At 44.3% G+C, this 22,284-nt stretch carries 11 protein-coding genes, 1 other RNA gene and 1 CRISPR repeat array; of the genes, 6 read left to right on the forward strand and 6 right to left on the reverse strand.

The genetic code is table 11. The annotated features are described in order from the left end of the window. Positions 1–232 precede the first annotated feature (232 nt). The 3 genes from QUA00_RS31510 (at position 233) to QUA00_RS31520 (ending at position 9,687) form a co-directional block, all read left to right on the forward strand. Positions 233–1,435 (forward strand): glycosyltransferase family 4 protein, encoded by a 1,203-nt coding sequence (locus QUA00_RS31510; RefSeq protein WP_333412301.1) that lies wholly within the window; start codon positions 233–235, stop codon positions 1,433–1,435. A gap of 83 nt (positions 1,436–1,518) precedes the next feature. Next, positions 1,519–6,407: a CRISPR direct-repeat array (repeat unit 37 nt; unit sequence GTTTCAATCCCTGATAGGGTTTTAGGTTTTTTCCGGC). Between the two features lie 1,534 nt (positions 6,408–7,941). After that, positions 7,942–8,688: a dienelactone hydrolase family protein gene (locus tag QUA00_RS31515; protein ID WP_333412303.1), complete on the forward strand. Its 747-nt coding sequence runs from the start codon at positions 7,942–7,944 to the stop codon at positions 8,686–8,688. A gap of 99 nt (positions 8,689–8,787) precedes the next feature. Then, positions 8,788–9,687 (forward strand): S1 RNA-binding domain-containing protein, encoded by a 900-nt coding sequence (locus tag QUA00_RS31520; protein WP_333207394.1) that lies wholly within the window; start codon positions 8,788–8,790, stop codon positions 9,685–9,687. Between the two features lie 350 nt (positions 9,688–10,037). Here QUA00_RS31520 and QUA00_RS31525 read toward each other — a convergent pair whose 3' ends face one another. Together QUA00_RS31525 and QUA00_RS31530 are read right to left on the reverse strand one after the other, a co-directional pair. Then, positions 10,038–12,269 (reverse strand): polysaccharide biosynthesis tyrosine autokinase, encoded by a 2,232-nt coding sequence (locus QUA00_RS31525; protein WP_333145837.1) that lies wholly within the window; start codon positions 12,267–12,269, stop codon positions 10,038–10,040. 21 nt (positions 12,270–12,290) lie between these two features. Further along, positions 12,291–13,721: an SLBB domain-containing protein gene (locus QUA00_RS31530; protein ID WP_333412305.1), complete on the reverse strand. Its 1,431-nt coding sequence runs from the start codon at positions 13,719–13,721 to the stop codon at positions 12,291–12,293. Positions 13,722–13,755: 34 nt separating this feature from the next. Between QUA00_RS31530 and QUA00_RS31535 the strand changes: the two genes are divergently transcribed. Further along, positions 13,756–15,111: an O-antigen ligase family protein gene (locus tag QUA00_RS31535; protein ID WP_333145842.1), complete on the forward strand. Its 1,356-nt coding sequence runs from the start codon at positions 13,756–13,758 to the stop codon at positions 15,109–15,111. A gap of 276 nt (positions 15,112–15,387) precedes the next feature. Here QUA00_RS31535 and QUA00_RS31540 read toward each other — a convergent pair whose 3' ends face one another. Together QUA00_RS31540 and purD are read right to left on the reverse strand one after the other, a co-directional pair. Beyond that, positions 15,388–17,553 carry an ATP-binding protein gene (locus tag QUA00_RS31540; protein ID WP_333412307.1) on the reverse strand — a complete coding sequence of 722 codons (2,166 nt, stop codon included), beginning with the start codon at positions 17,551–17,553 and terminating at the stop codon, positions 15,388–15,390. Positions 17,554–17,723: 170 nt separating this feature from the next. Further along, positions 17,724–19,004, reverse strand: coding sequence for a phosphoribosylamine--glycine ligase (purD, locus tag QUA00_RS31545; protein WP_333412309.1), 1,281 nt, complete (start codon positions 19,002–19,004; stop codon positions 17,724–17,726). Between the two features lie 338 nt (positions 19,005–19,342). Here purD and QUA00_RS31550 point away from each other — a divergent pair, with 338 nt between their 5' ends. Both QUA00_RS31550 and ssrS read left to right on the forward strand, forming a co-directional pair. After that, complete coding sequence (locus QUA00_RS31550) at positions 19,343–20,605, forward strand: 5-(carboxyamino)imidazole ribonucleotide synthase (protein ID WP_333412311.1); 1,263 nt, start codon at positions 19,343–19,345, stop codon at positions 20,603–20,605. Between the two features lie 50 nt (positions 20,606–20,655). Further along, positions 20,656–20,843: non-coding RNA, 6S RNA (gene ssrS, locus QUA00_RS31555), on the forward strand. Positions 20,844–21,062: 219 nt separating this feature from the next. On the opposite strand, the gene QUA00_RS31560 is transcribed toward ssrS, so the two are convergent. Together QUA00_RS31560 and QUA00_RS31565 are read right to left on the reverse strand one after the other, a co-directional pair. Then, on the reverse strand, positions 21,063–21,620 hold the full coding sequence (locus QUA00_RS31560; RefSeq protein ID WP_333412313.1) for a transposase: 558 nt from the start codon (positions 21,618–21,620) through the stop codon (positions 21,063–21,065). Positions 21,621–21,745: 125 nt separating this feature from the next. Beyond that, on the reverse strand, positions 21,746–22,117 hold the full coding sequence (locus tag QUA00_RS31565; RefSeq protein ID WP_333412315.1) for a helix-turn-helix domain-containing protein: 372 nt from the start codon (positions 22,115–22,117) through the stop codon (positions 21,746–21,748). Positions 22,118–22,284 lie beyond the last annotated feature (167 nt).

The following is a 22,284-nucleotide window of genomic DNA, read 5'->3' on the forward strand; positions in this document are numbered from 1 at the left end:
AGTCAAATTTAAGAAAAGTCTTGTGGGGTGGGCGTCTCGCCCGCCCAAAAAATACAATTTAGATGCCCAACAGCTTAATGAACAGTCTTCTTTTAATTTCTCCTGATCGGGGATCTGGCTGTAAACCTATTCTTTCTGGTAATTGGTAATTGGTAATTTTTGCTGGCTAATTACTAATTACCAGTTTCTGATGATTAGGTGAATTTTTAATTCCAAAAGCGGGAGTTTTGAATTGCAGATTATTGTTGAAGGCTGGCGTTTTATTTATCATTCCTATTGCGTAGCCAATCAATTTCAACTGCTGGAAATGCTCGCTCGCCCGCGAGGACAAATTGAGCTTTTCCACCGCGATATGCCCTACATTGACGCCGCTTGGGAGACGAAAATTAGTTTGTTCGATCGCCCAAATGAAACATTACTTCGCAGCATTAAGAGCCCTGGGGTAAATCAGTCAGCCGATGTTACCCTGCGAATGTACTGCCCGTGGAACTTCTCGGCATCCAGCAGCGCTCAAACTTGGGTATTTGCAGCCACAGAATGGGGGATTATTACCCGTTCAGTATTACAGGCGATGGGGGTTCAGTCGATCGCCCAAACTGCGGTTAATTCAGAAACCAAAATTATTACACCTTCAGCTTGGTCAAAAGCCGGCTTAATTCGCAGCGGAGTTGAGGCCGATCGCATTGCCGTTGTACCTTTGGGGGTCGATCCTAATATTTATTATCCTGCTACGGGCGATCGGCGTCAAGCACTGCGCGAAAGTTTCGGCTGGTCAAACTTTTTTATATTTTTAAACATCGGAGGACAAACGGATCGCAAAGGTATTCGCCCTTTATTAAAAGCCTTCGCTGCGGTAGTTGACAAATATCCAGATGCGAGATTAGTTTTAAAAGGTTCTGAACTGCTTTATCCGTCGAGAGACGAGATTGCTGAAGCCTGCCGAGTTGTGCTCAACGATGCGGAAAGAGCGAGGGTTTTACCGAGATTAATTTATACTGGTAGCCAGCTATCTTTTGCTCAAATAGCTGAGTTTTACCAAGCAGCAGATGTTTATGTTTCTCCGTATTTGGCAGAAGGTTTTAATCTGCCGGTGTTGGAAGCTGTTGCTTGCGGTTTGCCGGTTATTTGCACTGCAGGCGGCCCTACGGATGATTTTACGCGATCGGACTTTGCACAGCGGATTGAGAGTAAATTTACGGCTGTGGCGAGTGACGGGGAAACCTTATTTATCTTAGCTCCTGAGTGGGAACATTTAACTGATTTGATGCAAAGGGCGATCGAACAGCCTGGAATCGCTGCGAAAGCGAGGGTTGCGGGCCCGGCTTTTGTGGCTGAAAATTTTACTTGGAGGCGCGTAGTCGATCGATTGCTTGAGGTTATGGGAGGAGATAGAAAGAGAGAGGAGAGGTCTATTTTTGAGCCAATAATTTTGTAGTTTGGGTCTTTCAAGCCCTAGATGGGGAAATAGGTTTTTTCCGGCTCTGGCAAAAGCGCAACCAGTTTCGCTTTTGCTTCTATGTTTCAATCCCTGATAGGGTTTTAGGTTTTTTCCGGCGCTTGATTTTTTAGTTCACTTGCCATAGTATAAAAGGTTTCAATCCCTGATAGGGTTTTAGGTTTTTTCCGGCTACGAGAGTGTGGCGAGAGTGTAGGAAGTGCTGGGTTTCAATCCCTGATAGGGTTTTAGGTTTTTTCCGGCAAAAGTAGTATTAAAAGTAGTATGCTTTAGGGGTTGTTTCAATCCCTGATAGGGTTTTAGGTTGTTTTCGGCCGTCTGCACTCATCGCCTATCCTGGCTCTACACCAATGTTTCAATCCCTGATAGGGTTTTAGGTTGTTTTCGGCCAGATTGGCAGGAAGATTCGCTCGGAAGATACAAGTTTCAATCCCTGATAGGGTTTTAGGTTGTTTTCGGCTTCAATATTCTCGCAACAATCTTGAAGGGATTTGGCGTTTCAATCCCTGATAGGGTTTTAGGTTGTTTTCGGCGTACACTTGCCATTCAAGCGCTAACTAGCTTGACCCATAGTTTCAATCCCTGATAGGGTTTTAGGTTGTTTTCGGCTTTGGATAGCCGCGTTCCTGTCAGAGTTGCCTGATTGTTTCAATCCCTGATAGGGTTTTAGGTTTTTTCCGGCGAAAAAGCCCAGAGGGAACGCGCCCCGGAGAAGGGAAGGAGTTTCAATCCCTGATAGGGTTTTAGGTTTTTTCCGGCGATTTTGATGGCCCGTCGGCGTGGGCTTTTCTTGTTTCAATCCCTGATAGGGTTTTAGGTTTTTTCCGGCTCAATCACCGCCGAAACCCCTGGGAGCTAGCAGCGCCCAATGTTTCAATCCCTGATAGGGTTTTAGGTTTTTTCCGGATCGAGCAAACCAAGCGCGGTGGAGTTTGTTCAACGTTTCAATCCCTGATAGGGTTTTAGGTTTTTTCCGGCATGCAGCCGAGTAACTGGAAATGGTACGGCACATGGATTATTGTTTCAATCCCTGATAGGGTTTTAGGTTTTTTCCGGCACTCACTTTGGCAGTAAGTTTCAAAGGTGCGATGTTTCAATCCCTGATAGGGTTTTAGGTTTTTTCCGGCTAAATTGGTGCGAAAATCTCGCAGCATTAAATTGTTTCAATCCCTGATAGGGTTTTAGGTTTTTTCCGGCTTGGGTGGTTTGGTACGACTAGCGGTGGGTGCAGTGCAACGGTTTCAATCCCTGATAGGGTTTTAGGTTTTTTCCGGCGATCTTACGCGATCGAAACTCTCTAGTTTTTTAAGTTTCAATCCCTGATAGGGTTTTAGGTTTTTTCCGGCTTTTTGAGTAAAAACAGTTCGGCGCTGGGAGGGAAGTTTCAATCCCTGATAGGGTTTTAGGTTTTTTCCGGCTCGTTGTCCAAAGATGATATTCCGCTGTTTTACAGGTTTCAATCCCTGATAGGGTTTTAGGTTTTTTCCGGCTGAACACACTCGCTGCCTCAATGTAGCGAGGGACTCATCGTTTCAATCCCTGATAGGGTTTTAGGTTTTTTCCGGCGCAAACACAGATGATTATTCAAAAGTACCTGCTAGAGTTTCAATCCCTGATAGGGTTTTAGGTTTTTTCCGGCGTTCGATCGCTCCCAATGATTAACACTTTTGCCAACCTGTTTCAATCCCTGATAGGGTTTTAGGTTTTTTCCGGCTTGCAAAGCTCTTGTATTAGCCGTGTGATCTGTTGTATCGCCAGTTTCAATCCCTGATAGGGTTTTAGGTTTTTTCCGGCTCATTCATCGGATTTGATGACAGTAACCAACTGGCTGTTTCAATCCCTGATAGGGTTTTAGGTTTTTTCCGGCGTGCATCTCCAAGCGATTAAAAAAGCTGGGCGTACAGTTTCAATCCCTGATAGGGTTTTAGGTTTTTTCCGGCTAAAAACATGACTTAAAAAGGCGGCACCCAGATTTGGTTTCAATCCCTGATAGGGTTTTAGGTTTTTTCCGGCTTGCCTTGTCTGGCGAAAGCTGTGAAGTTTGGGCAGTTTCAATCCCTGATAGGGTTTTAGGTTTTTTCCGGCTCGGTCTTTTCCTCGCCCTCGGTTGCTGGCGGTTTCGCGTTTCAATCCCTGATAGGGTTTTAGGTTTTTTCCGGCAAATTTTGGAATTCTGGATAAGTTGTTGAAGCGAAGTTTCAATCCCTGATAGGGTTTTAGGTTTTTTCCGGCAAAAATAAACCAGTGTAGACACTGTAAACATTCAGTTTCAATCCCTGATAGGGTTTTAGGTTTTTTCCGGCTGCCACTGTCTCCTAATTGATTGAGTTGCTGATTTCTTGAGTTTCAATCCCTGATAGGGTTTTAGGTTTTTTCCGGCTTAAGGATATTTTAAAAATCCAAGGACATACTTTTGAGTTTCAATCCCTGATAGGGTTTTAGGTTTTTTCCGGCTGACTTAATTCGATTCAATCCTGATTTAATAGCAAGTTTCAATCCCTGATAGGGTTTTAGGTTTTTTCCGGCAGTCTCACTTCCCGGACTTACAGTCTCATTTCCGGGTTTCAATCCCTGATAGGGTTTTAGGTTTTTTCCGGCTCAGAGGTTGTGAATCCTTACAATTGTAAAGTTGGTGTGTTTCAATCCCTGATAGGGTTTTAGGTTTTTTCCGGCGCTTCTCGCTCGGCGGTTTGATGTGTCCCGCTGGGGTTTCAATCCCTGATAGGGTTTTAGGTTTTTTCCGGCACTTTAGGCAGTGCAGCCTTGAAAGTATTCTCATATTTTGTGCCGTTTCAATCCCTGATAGGGTTTTAGGTTTTTTCCGGCGTGGAAAGAGTTACGGGTTGCTGTTAGAACCCTTGCGTTTCAATCCCTGATAGGGTTTTAGGTTTTTTCCGGCTTGACAAGTAACCCCATGAGAACACAACACATTCGTTTCAATCCCTGATAGGGTTTTAGGTTTTTTCCGGCTCTGTTAAATAAATATTTAATGATTTTTTAAAACAAAAGTTTCAATCCCTGATAGGGTTTTAGGTTTTTTCCGGCTCGCCCATAGCGATCGACTGTTAGCGCTTGTACTCTGTTTCAATCCCTGATAGGGTTTTAGGTTTTTTCCGGCGCAAAATTAACAGTTTGAAGGATTGAAAAATGGATGGTTTCAATCCCTGATAGGGTTTTAGGTTTTTTCCGGCTTTTGACGAAGATTCCGAACTGTGGGAAGAATCAGTTGGTTTCAATCCCTGATAGGGTTTTAGGTTTTTTCCGGCTCAGAGTTGTATCGGTCGGGATCGTCTTCATCAAAGTTTCAATCCCTGATAGGGTTTTAGGTTTTTTCCGGCTTGATATGATTTGTTGGCAGTCGTCACATCCATTTGTAAATTTTCGTTTCAATCCCTGATAGGGTTTTAGGTTTTTTCCGGCTGTCATCCGACAGTCCTGCCGTTTCCGCCTCAAAGTTTCAATCCCTGATAGGGTTTTAGGTTTTTTCCGGCAGTTTGATTTATGGCCAGATAGAGAGCCAGTCGGTTTCAATCCCTGATAGGGTTTTAGGTTTTTTCCGGCTCGCCTCATAAGCGGTGCTCGCCGACTTTCCAGTTTCAATCCCTGATAGGGTTTTAGGTTTTTTCCGGCGGAAGATTCCATTTGTAGGTTGCCCGCATGGCATTTGTGCGTTTCAATCCCTGATAGGGTTTTAGGTTTTTTCCGGCAGTAAGTTTTTTGTCACTTCTAACCCGGTAGTTGGCAACGTTTCAATCCCTGATAGGGTTTTAGGTTTTTTCCGGCACTAAAAGCCGCTTCATCGAATAGAAAATCTATGTTTCAATCCCTGATAGGGTTTTAGGTTTTTTCCGGCCTAACGGGTCAAACACAGTCAGTCTGTTACTTGAGTTTCAATCCCTGATAGGGTTTTAGGTTTTTTCCGGCTATTTTGCTCCATCCGTGCTTACTTCATCGGCTGGGGAAGTTTCAATCCCTGATAGGGTTTTAGGTTTTTTCCGGCTAACACCCGGCAGCGGCGCCGCTTTTGCTTAGCTTTCCGTTTCAATCCCTGATAGGGTTTTAGGTTTTTTCCGGCCCGACTACACGCAGGCTTATGTCCAATATATTGTTTCAATCCCTGATAGGGTTTTAGGTTTTTTCCGGCGGAGGGCTGACTATTATGAGGCGATCGGTGGTCAGTCGGGTTTCAATCCCTGATAGGGTTTTAGGTTTTTTCCGGCATTTTGGCGGGATTTTTCCGTCCTTGCCACGGATGAGTTTCAATCCCTGATAGGGTTTTAGGTTTTTTCCGGCATTACCGAGCCACGAATACCGCAGCAGATTGCCCGTGTTTCAATCCCTGATAGGGTTTTAGGTTTTTTCCGGCGACACTTTTTGGTTTCCGGGTATTGGATTTTAGTTTCAATCCCTGATAGGGTTTTAGGTTTTTTCCGGCTCGCGCCACAGTCACACCGGGAAATCCAAAGGTTCGGGAATTGGGTTTCAATCCCTGATAGGGTTTTAGGTTTTTTCCGGCGCGTTGTCAAACTTTCCTTTGACATTTCAGCACTAAAAGTTTCAATCCCTGATAGGGTTTTAGGTTTTTTCCGGCTTCTCGCGCGGTTGTCGCGTTAGAGGGTTTTGGTAAATGTGTTTCAATCCCTGATAGGGTTTTAGGTTTTTTCCGGCTTTAGATTTTAGATTTTGAAGCTATGGCAATCAGTTTCAATCCCTGATAGGGTTTTAGGTTTTTTCCGGCGCCCAATCCCGGTATGTTGTTGCTGGCTGAGAGCTTCGTTTCAATCCCTGATAGGGTTTTAGGTTTTTTCCGGCTCGCACAGAATGCGACTGCTGATAGCATTTCCGTTTCAATCCCTGATAGGGTTTTAGGTTTTTTCCGGCAGTCTGAAGTTCACCCTTGCTATGAGCTTTATTGTTTCAATCCCTGATAGGGTTTTAGGTTTTTTCCGGCCGCCCGTTCCAGAAGCCAGGGTGTATTTGGTTTTCAAGGTGCAGTTCCGTGAATCTAAAACAAAAGTACCATTCCAGCCTTCGGGTTGTCAATACCAAAAATTTCATATTCACTCCAAAACCTTATCCTGTAAAGCTTTCAGACTTTCCGTGAATCGTTTTTTCAGAGGAGGGGCATCAAACTCTTGCTGAACATGAGTTTGAGGCGAAAAATTTGATACTCCGATTTTAACACCTACCGGTTCACGGAAACTAGGCAAAAAATATTGTGCGATCGACTGGCACTAGCCCACCAATGCGTTCAATCTTACCCTGACAGCAAGCGCACAGCGGAAAAAACCAAATACTGTCTTCCTTGGGTTAGATGACTTTGTTCGGCGTGGCGATCGTAACTTAGACTTGAGTCCTAGCCGGAATCAATCTCCTCAACTGGTTGGATGACTTTGTTCGGCATGGCGATCGTAACTTAGACTTGAGTCCTAGCCGGAATCAATCTCCTCAACTGGTTGCATGACTTTATTCGGCGTGGCGATCGTAACTTAGACTTGAGTCCTAGCGGGAATCAATCTCCTCAACTGGTTGCATGACTTTATTCGGCGTGGCGATCGTAACTTAGACTTGAGTCCTAGGCGGAATCAATCTTTTCAACTGGTTGCATGACTTTATTCGGCGTGGCGATCGTAACTTAGACTTGAGTCCTAGGCGGAATCAATCTTTTCAACTGGTTGCATGACTTTGTTCCGCATGGCGATCGTAACTTAGACTTGAGTCCTAGCCGGAATCAATCTCCTCAAACGATTCCGCCAACCAGAAAGCAAAGCGATTAAAAAACAACTTCGATATATCAAAAAAAATTAGCTCATATTCAACAGCTAACGGCTTAGACACTTATCTCTAAAATCTCACAAAAAAGTCATATAAAAGCTGCCAAGTCGTAGAATGATCAAAATCTCTGCTTTAGAAAACCACAGACCACAACTTATATTTTACCGAAATTGAATCCCCAATTAATTTCTATGAGTGATTTGCACCAACTTATTCAGCGAAACCTAAACCTTCAACAATAAGCGAATTTTTCCCTGCCATATTTGCGGTATTTGCGCTTCGCCGTTCCGAAAAATATTATTTGCGAATTGCCTAAAAATTCCCCAAATTAACTTAAAATCAGTAGAGTGGCATTTACCTTAAAACTACCTGTCAGGAACCTCAGCCTAAAGGCATGAGGCTTGAAGGAGAAATCTAACAAGCCATTCTGACCAGCCTAAGTCTTAATTGACTACGTTTTTTGAGTCACGACACTCCTTGAATGCGAAGCTAGTTTTCCGCTCTGTCGCTAGTAGTTAAATAACTTTAAGGTCCCTGAAGTAGTGCTGCTAGCCTAACAAGCTCTTAAAACATTGACCGACAAGCTAACTTTACTCCGCAAGGAGAACGGGACAACCATATCCCGGCGGGGAGGCAACCATACCTCCCCAACCCCGCAAGGGAATTGTAAAGCCGTCCTAAAAGGACGGGGTTTCAAACCCATTTTTCTGATGACAAAAGCCGAAATTAGCACCAAAAACATCACAGTTCCTAACGGGGATTTGCAAATAGCTGCATACCTAGCCCAGCCAGCCTCCCCAGGGCAATTTCCCGCAGTTATCGTGATTCAAGAAATCTTTGGCGTCAACTCCCACATCCGCGAAGTTACTGAAAGAATAGCAAAAGAAGGATATGTGGCGATCGCCCCAGCCATCTACCAGCGTCAAGCCCCCGGCTTTGAAACCGGCTACACACCCGAAGCTATCCAAATCGGCAGAGAATACAAAGAAAAAACCACCGCTTCCGAACTTCTGGGCGATATCCAAGCCACCATCGAGTACCTCAAAACTCTACCCTCAGTCAAACCAGAAGGTTTTGGCTGCATCGGTTTCTGCTTTGGAGGGCACGTCGCCTACCTTGCCGCTACTTTGCACGAAATCAAGGCTACAGCGTCGTTCTACGGCGCCGGTATCGCCACCCAAACCCCCGGCGGCGGCACCCCCACGATCGCCCGCACAGCAGACATTAAAGGCACTCTCTACGCCTTTTTTGGCACTCAAGACCCCAGCATTCCCTTAGAACAAGTTGACCAAATCGCCGCAGAATTGCAAAAACACAGTATTTCTCACCAAATTTTCCGCTACAATGCCGATCACGGCTTCTTCTGCGACCACCGCGGCAGTTACGACGCTACGGCAGCAGCCGACTCGTGGATGCAGGTGAAGCAGCTATTTCATCAGCAACTTCAACCAGCCTAGAGAGTGGGAGATGGGGAGATAGGGAGATGGGGAGAGTGGGAAAATTTTTTCTACTGACGACTGACAACTAAATTACTGACAACTGACAACTAAACTGACATGAATTCCAAATCTACAGGTTCTCAAAGCGCAAAAGCATCCTTTTCAATGGATGATTTTGCTAAAGCCCTCGAACAGCACAATTATGAGTTCCAGAAGGGACAAGTAGTGCGCGGCAAAGTGTTCGAGTACGACTCAAACGGCGCGTATGTTGATATCGGCGGCAAGTCTTCGGCTTTTTTGCCGATCGAAGAGGCTGCTTTGAGAACAGTAACGGATTTGTCGGAAGTGGTTCCGCTGGACGAGGAACGGGACTTTTTGATTATCCGCGAACAAGATGCAGATGGCCAAGTTACTTTGTCTCTGCGGCAGTTACAAATTCAGCAAGCTTGGGAAGATTTAGTTGAATTGCAGGAAACCGGTAAAGTTCTTCAGGTGCGGGTTTCTGGGGCAAATAAGGGCGGCGTGACGGTAGATGTTCAGGGAATGCGCGGTTTTATTCCCCGATCGCACTTAGTCGATCGCGATAACCTAGAATCGCTGATTGGTCAATCTTTGAGCGTTAATTTTTTGGAGGTCGATCGCGAACGAGAAAAACTCGTACTTTCCCAGCGGATGGCCACTCAATCCAATGCCTTCAAGGATTTGCAAATTGGTCAGTTGGTGGAAGGAAAAGTCAGCAGCATCAAGCCTTTTGGGGTGTTTGTGGACTTGGAAGGAGTTAGCGGTTTGCTGCACATCAAGCAAGTTAGCCAAAAATATATTGATAACCTTGGAAAGGTGTTTGCTCCCGGTCAACCCCTGAAAGCGATCGTGCTTGACCTCGATGAAAGTCGTGGCCGGATTTCGCTTTCTACTCGGGTACTAGAAAATTACCCAGGGGAAATGGTGGATAAAATGGCGGATGTTATGGATACCGCAGAAGAGCGATCGGAACGTGCTAGAAAGACTCTTTCTTAAGTCTTGATCTAATTACCACCCCGACTTCTTTAAGAAGTGGGGGTGGTAAAAGTGCGATCGTTTTACGTTTAATTAACTTGATTTACTTATTTGGGATTTTACATCCACTTCTTATACCAGTTTCCAAAAAGAATCCCAGTATAGGCTAACTCCAAACCCCTAAGCTGTTGCACATTTAAACTGTGAACTAAAATTTGATAAAGTTCTTGTGGGGTGGGCCAGAAAGCCCGCACAAAAAATACGATTTAGATGCACAACAGCTTATCTAGTAAGTTAATACCTCTCGCCAATCAAAAATCTCCAATTGTTTTACTTCTTCCTTTCCCTATCTAACTCCATTTTAGCATTCGTTATTTGACCCCATTAGCTACTACTCCCAATACTTTAAAATCGGCCACATTTAGTTGATCTAAAGCTTTGCTTACCAGACCGCGATCGGTTTTTTCTATTTTTACTATCAGCACTGTACCATCAGTTTGAGAAGCTAGTAAATGACCGTCTGCTAAACCCATTAAAGGCGGCGTATCGTAAATGACTAAATCAAATAAGGCTAGGAATTGTTCCATTAAATAGTGCATCTTTCTCGAAGAAAGTAATTTAATTGGATCGGCGGGAATAGTACCTGCAGTGAGGACAAAAAGATTGTCATCGTCGGGTAATCGCTGAATAGCCTCATTTAAGCTTAAATCCGAACTTAAAACATTACTTAAACCTTTGATATTTGATAAGCCAAGGTATGTGTGCAGTTGAGGCAAACGCATATTAGCATCCACTAATAATACTCGTTTACCAACAGCAGAAGCAGTTTTAGCTAAATAAAGTGCTACAGTGGACTTACCCTCACCTTTAATAGTCGAAGTGATGGTTAAAGAACTTATTGGGTTGTCAGCATTTAATAATTGAATATTTGTGTATAAGTAGTGAAATGCCTCGACCACAGGAAAATCTTTGGAATTTGAAACTATTATTCGTTTTAAGCTTGCACTGTTAGTATTTGAACTTACGCTAGTGAATGTAGGTGGAACACTTTCACCTCTCCGAGATTTAATTTTCATCGCTTTGGCGATCGGAATGACTCCCAAAAGAGGGCGTTTAGTTGCTGATTTAATTTCTTCTGGAGTATGGAAAACAGTATTTAAAACTTCTACTAGGAAACCTACAGCAATGCCTAGTAAAGTGCTAATAACGATCGCGATTGCTAGGTGGCGACGGGTTGGTTTTTCTGTTACTGGCTGGAACTCACCATTTTCGTTTGTGACTAACTGTGGTTTAGATATAATTTGCCAAGAGCCATCAATTTGACCAGCATCTAGTTGTAAAGCTTTTTGTTTTTCGAGGAAGAGTTTGAGAGTATCCTTAGCTAGTTCTAGTTTTAATTGTAGGTCATCATAGCGACGTTGAGCTTGGGGCATCTGAGTGATTTTTGCTTGCAGTAAGTTTTGACTATTAGTTATCACTCGCTCGCGAGCTTCCAACTGTTTTAGTTGTGATTGCATCTGCAAGAGGACAGTATCAGCTTCTCTTTTCATTAACTCACGCAAACTTTGCTGCTTTTCCCGCAAAGATTGAATGGGAAGGCTATTTTCATAAAATTGAGTAGAGCTTAAAGCTAATTGCGCCTCTATCTCATTTACTTTGCTAATTAAATTTTCATAAGATTTCGGGCTAATATCAACAATCCAACGATTATCGCCCGTTAACGCTCTTTTTTTGTAGCTTTCATATTGAAGCCTACTTTCTGCCAGTTGTCCTTGCACTTCTAGGCGACGATTAGTTAAATTATCTAGCTGATCTGATAGGCTGCGGCTGCGTAGTTCTGGTTGATTAAAGTTATACTGAACTCTTAACATTTGTAATTCTTGTTGCAAGTTATCAACTTTCTGCTGGAGTGGTGGCATTTGGCGATCGATAAAATCAATACTTTTTTGGCTAACTTTTAAACGCTGTTTGCCCATATATTCTAGGTAATATTTTGCAGTTTCATCCAGCACATATTGGATGCGCTTTGGATCTCGATCGCGGTAGCTAATATTTAGGAGTTTAGTAGCCCCCTGCTTCCCATCTTTCAAGAAAGTAACACGTTCGATTGTCAATCGCTTGTTGAGATTTTTATAGTCAAACTTTGGATATTTTTTCTGCAAATTATTAACTAAGGGTAGTAAAACTTCTGGGCTTTTTAAAACCCGCGTTAAACTTTGATAATCCACCGAGGAACCGTCTTCCGCTGATGATTTAATTTTGTTCAAGTCTGTGATACCTAAACTATTATTTTGAGCTTGAACCAAGAGCTTTGATAGCCGATCGTCAGCCGTAATGGGTTCTGCTAAAACTGTAAATTTTCCTTCATACTCGTTAATAGATTGTTTGGCAGCCATGAGCACGAAACTACCGCTTAAAGTAGCTATGCTGGCAGCTACTATGCCCATCACCAGAAGGCGACGTTTGACGACAGCTAGTACCCAATTCATATCAAGAACTTGGTCATCCTCTGCTGGGGTACTAGCTAGGTAATTAGCCGAGGGAACTGACAAATATTGACCATTAAGGTCATTCTTGAGGGAAGACAACAGTTTTTTATCCATAGCAAAAATGTTATGAAATTCCTAATTTCCTAAGAGTCTCAGTAGCTCTATTAGTCGGGTGGGAACGAGAAGTCCACCAATAATACTACCAGCGGGTGTGAGAACAGTGTTAATGGTGTCTACCAAGGTAGCAGTCCTCGAACGTCCCACTATAATTATGTCATTATCTTGAATCAGTGGGTTGGTTTGAGCATCGATTCCTTGATTCAAATTAATTGCTACTTCCGATCGGGATATAGTTCCATTAGGATTCAGCCTGATCAGTTCCACGGATCTAGAGTTAGCACGAGTTAGTCTGAAACCCCCCGCACTCATAATTGCTTGATTTAAGGTAGTATTAGGAGGTAATTTGAGCCCACCCGGAGTATTGACTTCTCCGATAACACTCACTTGCACAGTCCCCGGTGCAAAGCTAGCAGTAGCTAGAACCGAAACTTCTCCAGGGTCGATCGCCGTCGCTGTCGGGACAAAGATGATATCCCCTTCTTGTAGTATAGTATCTTGAGAGGTATCTTGTTCTTGCAAATATTGCCAAAGGTTAATAGTGCGGATTTGTTGTTTGCCATTTCTAGTATAACGTTGGAGTTGGATTTGCCGAATATCAGCGATTGATGTGATGCCACCAGCTAGTTGTAGAGCTCGAATGATGGTCGGTTGTCCGCTGGTTCTTTGACCATTTTGGGTATCACCACCGATCGCTACATATCTACCGGGACGCTTTACCTCTCCGAATACTGAGACACTACGGGGTTGCTCTGCTGGTATAGAAAAAGTAGATTCACTAACTTGATTTGTTTCTGCTAAATTAATTGTTTCTTGAGGGGGAACCAAGATTTGATCTCCATCTCGCAACGTGATGTCTTGGCTTGTTTGACCCGTTTGTAAATAATCCCACAGGTTATAAGTGAGAGTTATTTGTTGGTTAGCCTTGACACGACGTCGGACAATTACTCGGCGGATATCAGCGCTAGCTCGAATACCGCCAGCTTTTTCTAAAGCTTGAGGGATCGTGGGAAACTGAACTGATGGTGTATTTCCACCTCCATTAGCTAGGGGCAATGAGTAGGATCCGGGACGACTTATTTCACCCGACAACCAAATATTGAGCGGGCGGGCAGCTTGTAAGCTGATGGTAACTATAGGCCTTTTTACGACCCGGCCATAAGCTCTAGTGATAGCTTGGGCTGCCTGTTCTAAAGTTAATCCTTGAAGGGAAACACTACCAATAACCGGGATTTGAATAGCTCCCCCAGCGGGAATTTGATACACCCCACTAAGCTGGGGCAGATCGTAGATATCAATTCTAATATTGTCTCCACCACCTAGATAGTAATCAGTATTAATACTTATTGGGGGGGCTGGGGACTGAGCGAAGTTGGTTTGAGGGTAGGAGAGAGTGAGTACCAGCGCCAGCAGTGGCACTTGTAAGGCAGGAAGGGTAAGCCATTTCATAGGTAGTAACAAATTTGATGATAGAGGTAAAGCCATGAAAGATATTTTAAGGGTACCGATGTTTGGGTTGATGCTATTGTGTTTAACGCTTATCGTCTGTGTGACTATTTATATTTTAGTCGCACGCCATCCCAAATTTGCTGCCACCTTAGAAAAGATTTTTGTGGGGATACTTTTTTTTACCATAACTGGTGGATCTGGTATCATAGCCATGCCCTTTACCAAACTTCATCCTAACGTTTTCTCCAACTTAGAAACTACACCCCCAACGATGATTGGTCAAATAGCCATTTATGGGGCCATGATATTAATGATATTTCCCCGCTTAACTAAAACTACCAAAAAGTTAGTTTATGTAGCCATTAAAGAAATTTCAGGAGACCCTTTTTTATGTGTTTTTTTGTTGCTGATGACTTTATCAGGGTTGTGGTCACAAACTCCTGAAATTTCTTTCCGGGCTAGTTTGGCTATTTGGGGAGTAACACTGGTTTCTATTTATGTAGGGAAACAGTATAGTTGGGTGGACATTTATGGATTATTGAGATGGCTAAGTGGTTTATTGGCCTTATGGGTAGTTGTGAAACCAAATCCAGGTCTCGACGGTTGTTGGTCGGGAGTTTTAGGCCATAAAAACCCTTTTTCTTTTCAAATGGCTAATACAGCTTCCTTATGGATTTTATATGCTGTTAAAGACCGTAAATATCGCTATTTATCATTATTTATAACTTTAATAGCTTTAGTAGCATTGCAAAAAGGTTGTAGTGGTGCTAGTCGGATTTTGACAGTGGTATTAATCAGTTTGTGGAGTTATTTAGCCCTCTTAAAAAAATTACCTGTAAAATGGGCTTTTGTCTGCTTTATCTTATTTTTGGTGGGTAGTATAGGTATAAGTATTTTGGTGTTAAATAATTTAGAGGCTATTGTTGTGGATGGTTTGGGAAAAGATATGACTTTAACGGGTCGAACCGATTTTTGGCCTTTAATTATTGATCGAGTTAATCAAAATAATCCCATATTTGGTTATGGGGTGGCAGGATTTTGGCAGCCTTGGCGTGGCTTGGAAAACCCAGCTTACGGAATTATAGTAGCTAAAACTGGTTTTGTGCCACCCCACTCTCACAATGGTTTTATAGATATTCTTTGCCAACTGGGTTGGGGCGGATTGTTGTTGTTGATTTTGTCATTTATTAATAATATATTTAGAGGTATAAAATACCTAGTTAAAGAAAGTTTTCCAGAGTCAGCTTTGCCTTTGTATCTATTAACATTTATGCTAATGACTAATTTGACAGAGGGGGGATTATTTGGTGTTGGTACTTATTGGTGTTGGTATGTAGTTTTATCGGTAAAATTGAGCTTAGATACGACAGCTAAGGATAATCCACACTGATGATGTCAGCATTGGGTCAGGCTGATTAATCGGGAGACTTGAGTGCGATCGTACCGTTTAGCCTAAACTCCAATGATAACTCAGTAGACACACCTAAAAAAACAGAACACCCAGAACCCAGACTTCTTTAAGAAGCCTGGGTTCTAATAGCCATCGGGTTTGACGTTGAATTGGGTTAATTTACCAGAACTTACGCAACCATCCTATGAAGAGGGGCAACCACGGGGGATTGCCCCTACAAAACGCTATATGTAGAAGGCTGTGCGTAAGTCCTCTTTACTTAATAGGACTCGCAATTGTTTCACTCTCCACCGTTGCTTCCACTGGCCAAGAATTTTCCATCTCTACGGTTTGTTTAGGCTGATAAACTGCCAAGTCGAACCAGAAAGTCGTACCCACATTAACTTCGCTAACTAAATTTATTTTAGTGTGGTGCTTGTCAATAATGTTTCTGACAATAGAAAGACCTAATCCCGTTCCTTCTAAAGTGTGTACTCGGTTTTCTACCCGGAAAAAGCGATCGAAAATTGCTTGTTGGTCTTCAGGATCTATGCCAATTCCAGTATCAGAAATTTCGATCCGCACTACCGGAAAATGTTTGGCATCCGGTGACAAGTTTTGGTTGAGGGATTGACCGTTTTTGTGGGTGGGCGTCTCCGACTCTAGCAAATACGCTCGAATGGCTACCTTGCCGCCGGATTGCGTAAATTTTAAGGCATTTCCTACTAAATTTGCAAATACTTGTAGTAACAAATCGTAATGACCTAAAGCAGGTGGCAAATACGGGTCAACTTCTTGCTCTAATTCAATGCCTTTATCCTTAGCATTTAACTGATAAGTCCGCAGGGTTTGTTCCACAGCTTGCGGGAGGTCAACAGCCTCCAAGTGATAAACTCGGCAGGATTCCAGTCGCGACAAGTCTAACACGTCGTTAACTAAACGAGTTAGTCGATCGGTTTCTCGATTGGCAATTTCTAGGAATTCCCTGCGCTCGCTTTCTAGAAGGTCTTCTCCGTACTCGTGAAGAGTCTCGATAAAAGATTTGATATTAAATAAAGGTGTTCTCAATTCGTGAGAAACATTGCTGATAAAATTGCTTTTAGCCTCATTGAGTTCTACTTCGCGAGTAATGTCCTGCACTGTCATTGCAATGCCTTTGAGACTTTCTCGGTAATTTCCGGAACCTTGATGCTTGGAGGTTTGCTCGTAGAAAGTACACTCTACAGCTACCGGGCGTTGTGGCTCGGTACAGGTATCTTCCTCATGGCGGATGCAGCTTCTGCACAGCGGTTCAGCACCGGGCGCTTTGTGCAGAATGACTGTAGTTAAAACAATCCGAATTGTACGGTTAACTGGTTGGCTCATAGAGATGCGAAATTCGCCGCCGTCGCGATCGCCCGCAGCTATTTCCTGCAACGGTCTCCCCAACTCCTGCTGCACTTCCGAAGGCAAAATGTTCAGAACATTTACTCCGAGCGCATTTTTGCCTTCCCACCCAAAAATCCGCATCCCCGTCGGATTAACTAAAATCACCTGCAAATTTGCGTCTAATAAAAGCGCGCCATCAGCAATCGTTGATACCAAAGTTTCTAACTTAGCTTTTTCCGCTGTCAGCTCTTCAATATTTTGTTCTTCATAACTTTCGAGTTTCTGGGCCATTTCATTAAAACTGCCAATTAACTCGCCCAATTCTCCCCCTAAAGGCAGGTCAACTCGCTGCTTAAAATTCCCGCTGGCAATATTTTTGACCCCGAAGACTAATTGTTTTATCGGCTGAGTAATTGTCAGGGCATTAAATACAGCTCCCAAAATTACCATCACCCAAATAGTGACAAATACTGCTAAAGTGACATCCCTAGTCAGATTGGAAGAGATAACTGCTGCGGGATTGGGGTTAATGCCGATCGCCAAAACTCCCAAATATTTGTCTTCATGAATTAACGGCACAAACACATCGGTCACTTCTCCATCTGGCGTCAAATGCTGCCGTACCAAAGGCAAAGAAGTTAAATTTCTCGCTTCAATATCGGCGAGAAAATTATCGGGAAGTTTGATCTGGCGGCGCAGCGTCAGGGAAGTTTGCACCTCCGATTCCGAAAATGGTATCCCCAGGAAAATATCTCCCGCTTCGTCTGCATAAAGCATATAGCGGACGCTGGAGGTGCTGCTGTAAAATTGGCGGGAAAAGCGGGCGACTTCGGAGCGATCGTTTTTGGCAATGAGCGGCGCCACATTTGCCGCCAACAGCAGGCCGAGGTCTCGGCCGTAGCGAGTATCGTTAAGTCGGGCGTCTTGCTGGATAGTATTGACGGCCCAGAATGTCAGGCCGCTCATAATTAACGACACTACGAGGGTAGCACCGGCCATCAGGCGGGTCTGGAGGGTAAAATCCGACCACCAGCGGGCAATAATTTCTCCGATTTTGTTTAGTATGGCCAGCATTTCACCAGTTCACCCGTTCAATATTAAAAGCAAGATCAATTCCGTTGGCTCCCGATCGAATTTTCTGCTGCGACTTGTCCGCTACCGCCCCCGCAGAGATACCAAACTTCATTGTTACATTTCTACATTGAGATTGCTTGGCTTTTGGATGGCGGCCGATGTCGCCATTCCTAATTTTTATCGCCCAGAGCTCGGCGGCCGATGTCCCGGCGGCAGTAGACCCCTTCAAATTGGATGCAATCAACTGCTGCATAAGCTTTGGAGATAGCTTGTTCCAAAGTTTCTCCCGCCGCGGTGACGCCCAAAACCCGGCCGCCGTCGCTCACCAACTGCTGGTTCTTCAACTGAGTGCCGGCGTGAAACACTTCTGCTCCTTTGGCTTCAGCTTCCTCGATACCTGTAATAACTTGGCCTTTTTGATAACTTCCAGGATAGCCTCCAGAAGCCAAAACTACGCAAACAGAAGCCCCCGACTTCCAGCGAATAGAATATTCACCGAGACGCTGCTGACAGCAGGCCAGCACCAAATCTTCTAAAGGAGTTTCCAGCAGTGACAAAACCGCTTGAGTTTCGGGATCTCCGAAACGGCAGTTGAATTCTAAGACTGTGGGTTCTCCGTCGGGGGTAATCATTAAACCTGCATAGAGTACACCCCGGTAGTCGATTTTGCGTTTTTGCAGTGCTGCGAGGGTGGGTTCGAGAATTTCTTCTTGAATCCTTTCCATGAGTTCCGGGGTGACAATGGGCGCTGGGGCGTAGGCTCCCATACCGCCGGTGTTGGCTCCCTTGTCGCCTTCGCCGATAGCTTTGTGGTCTTGGGCCGGCAGCAATGGTTCCACTGTGATGCCGTCGGTGAGGGCGAGAATCGAGACTTCTTGACCTGTTAAAAATTCTTCGACGACGACTCGGATGTTGTCGGTGCCGAATTCGCCTCGGAAAATGGTGTTGATGGCGCTGTGAGCCATTTTGACGGTGGTGGCAACGGTGACTCCTTTGCCTGATGCGAGTCCGTCTGCTTTGATGACTATTGGGGTTCCTTGTTCCAGAACGTATGCTTTTGCTGCTTCTGCGTCTGTAAATACGGCAGCTTTGGGTGTGGGGATGCCTGCTTCGAGCATCAGTTCTTTGGCCCAGGATTTGCTGGATTCAATTTGGGCGCCGGCTTTGGTGGGGCCGAAAATCATCATTTTTCGCTGTTGGAAATAGTCGGCGATGCCTAGCGATAGGGGCAATTCGGGGCCGACGATGACTAATCCGATGTTGTTGACCATCACAAAGCGTTCGATGCCTTGGAAGTCGTCGATGTTGAGCGACAGATTCTGACAGCCTGGGGTGGTAGCTGTGCCGCCGTTGCCCGGTACGCAGAATACTTGTTTAATCCGCGTAGATTCTAGCAGTTTTTTTGCGATCGCGTGTTCGCGACCTCCGTTTCCCACAACTAAAACTTTCACAGTATCCTCACCTATAAATTTTGTTCCCTGAATGTCTGATTTTCAGTGTTGGCATCTGTCTATCTGCTTTTTGCAGTGCTGTCAATTATGCCATGCTTGGCGCTAGGGAATTGCTAGATGTGGCACTTTTCTGGAGGAGTGGGCTTCGACGGCTGTTTCTCAATGGCTGGGAGCGTGCAATAATTAAAGACTTTAGCTGCCCAGTTTTTCTGGGTTCTGCCTCGATTTAATCATGCAATTAAAACTATTTTCTGGCTTTTAACTCTTCAATTACTGTAATTGAGCCAGGGCCAAATAGCGATAAGATAGGCAGGTTGACTTTGCGGAATTTTACTCACATGAAATCAAATCAAACCGCTGCGAGTTCGTCTGCCAAATTTAAGCGGGTGGGCGTTGTCGGCGGCGGCCAGCTAGCTTCGATGATGGGGGATGCTGCTAGGGCACTCGGTATTGAATTGGTAGTACAAACTCCTAATGCTACTGACCCGGCAGTTTCTGTTGCTGCTGGTGCTGTTTTGGCGGCTGTTGATGATGTTTTGTCAACGGCTCAATTGGCTGCTGGCTGCGATGTTATTACTTTTGAAAATGAGTTTGTGGATTTAGATGGTTTGCGACCGCTAGAACAGCAAGGTGTGTTATTTCAGCCGAGTTTGTCGTCGCTTTCTCCTTTGTTGGATAAGTACGTTCAGCGCTGTTATTTACAAGGTTTGGGTTTGCCAACTCCGAGGTTTTGGGAATGGGATGGCAGCGCGGATTTGCCCCCGGAATTGTTTAAGGCGGTGGCGATCGACTTTCGGGCAATTTCTGTTTCCGACAGGGTGCAGATGGAAGGAGACTCGGATGCTGGATCGATCGATTTTCCCTTTGTCGTCAAAGTTCGCCGCCACGGTTATGACGGCCAAGGTACTTTTATTGTTAAGGATCGGGGGAGTTTTGAGTCAATTCGTGCTAAGCTCAAGGGTCAGTCTTTGCTAGTGGAAGAGTTTGTGCCGTTCGATCGCGAGTTGGCTGTGATTGCTGCTCGATCGGCAACTGGCGAAATTGCGATTTATCCGATAGTGGAAACTCAGCAGCAAAATCAGGTTTGTCATGTGGTGATTGCGCCCGCTGATATTAGTTTAGATGTGAAAAATGAAGCTTGTGCGATCGCCCGCACTCTCCTCAACAGCTTAGAAGCTGTCGGCGTATTCGGCATTGAATTATTTTTAACCGCTGATAATAAGCTGTTAGTCAATGAAATTGCACCCCGTACCCACAACTCGGGACATTTTACGCTCGATGCCTGTGAAACTTCACAATTTGAACAGCATTTGCGTGCTGTTTGTCAACTGCCTTTAGGTAATTCGGCTCTGAAATGTGCAGGCGCTGTCATGGTAAATTTGCTGGGCTACGAGTCGGCTGAGTCCGATTATTTAGCAAAAAGAAAACAACTGGCACAAATTAGCGGTGCTTTTGTCCATTGGTATGGTAAGAAAGTATCGCGTCCGGGCCGCAAACTCGGTCACGTTACAGTTGTGCTCGACGCGGACTTGGTGGCTCAGGGGCGATCGTCAGTAGAGGATCTGGCTCAAACCGTTGAATCTATCTGGTATGCAAGTTAAATTGCTCGAAGCTTGCCAAAATCGGGTTAGTTGGTATATATTAAATAAAGGTTCTACTGCGACGTTGGTGACTGCCAATAATGTTTTTTTGATCTATAACTCTTAACTCTCGGGAATCAAGATGTTTGGACAGCAGTAAACTGGGCTTGTACCCAGAAACTTTAAGTCCGAGCCAACGGTACCCACCTGGTAAAATACCAGGTCAAAAGCTGAGGTAAGACGGCGTTGCGGGGAGCCATTAAAATTTTGATTGAGATAGGCGCTGTGAAATATAGCTAGTACAGCTCGGCGTAAATACACAGACTATTAAACAGCCAAGACTTTACCCTTATATGTCCACTTAAAAGGTTTGGCCATTGTTTGATTAAAGTAGTTAATAAAATTGAGGATGCGATTTTTCAGATCGTACTCACTGGTGAAACTTGCTCTTTTAAGTAATTTCCGCACCAAAATGCGCTCACCAAATCTCTATTTGATTAAGCCACGAAGAATGTTTTGGTGTGTAATGGAAAACAATTTGATGTGTTGGGTCACTTAAAAAAACTGCGCGAGATTTCATAGATTGAAGTATGCCGCTTTTTCCCTTAATGCCGAGGTCGATATCTAAGCCTTCTTTTTCGGCGACCAAACGCACCAGTGATTCCGATTGGTGAGTATTCAGACAATCCATAATTAGATGCCATTTTTTGGCATCAGGGTCAGTTTCAATGATGTGACGAATATTCAGTAAAAAATCCGATTCTGTTCTCGAATCTCCGCAAGTTGGCTCGATTATCTTACCATTCGCCATATTGAAATTAGCGCTCAAGGTCTGCGTACCATGACGAATATATTCAAACTCTCTTCTTGCAACTTTCCCTGGTCGCATTGGTAAGTCTTTTTCGAGACGCTCAATCGCTTGAATCCCTGTCATTTCATCAACTGATATAGTGTGTTCTCCATTTTGACTGCGTTCAATCGCAGTCAGATATAAGCCTGTAATATCTTTAACTTTTGCATCAAATTCTTCATCCACAGGGGGGGGTTAACCAGTAGCGCGAGGCGTGTGGTTTAATTTCTGCTTCTTCTAATAATCTGCCAACATGGCGGACTGATATACTTTCAATAATGCCTTGAAACATGATTTCCTCCGCCAGTTCTCTAGCTGTCCAGTGACTTATTGGTCGTCCATAATCGGACGGTGAGGAACAGGCTGCAAGCAAATAACTCGGTTACTTGTTCCATGCTAAATTTTACTGGTGCACCAACACGCTCTCGATCTTGTAATCTTTGCAAAATCGATAAGTCTTTTCCCTCGCTCTCCAACCATCGGTTTCGCCATAAACTAGCCATCTGCCGGTTAATCTCTAGGCTTCGGGCTATTCCACGATGGTTTTGACCATCCGATGCCATCAGAATGATTTTGGCTCGTAGCACGATCTGTTGCGGCGTGTTGTGTCTCTTGCTCAACTGGTTAAGTTGATGACGCTCGCCATCGCTTAATTTTAATGTTTTAGGCATTAATAAGGCCATATATGACTCCTTTATCACCTACCGAAACTGGTCTAAACTAACTATGTTATTCTACCACAAATATAGTCTGTCTACTTACGCCGAGCTGTACTAGCCAGACGCCGGGTGCTTGCAGATTAACACTTAAGTCAAGTCAAGGAACCACTCCCTGATGTGGTTCTCCTCTA

It is taken from the genome of Microcoleus sp. T2B6 (assembly GCF_036700475.1).
Classification (GTDB): Bacteria; Cyanobacteriota; Cyanobacteriia; order Cyanobacteriales; family Microcoleaceae; genus Microcoleus.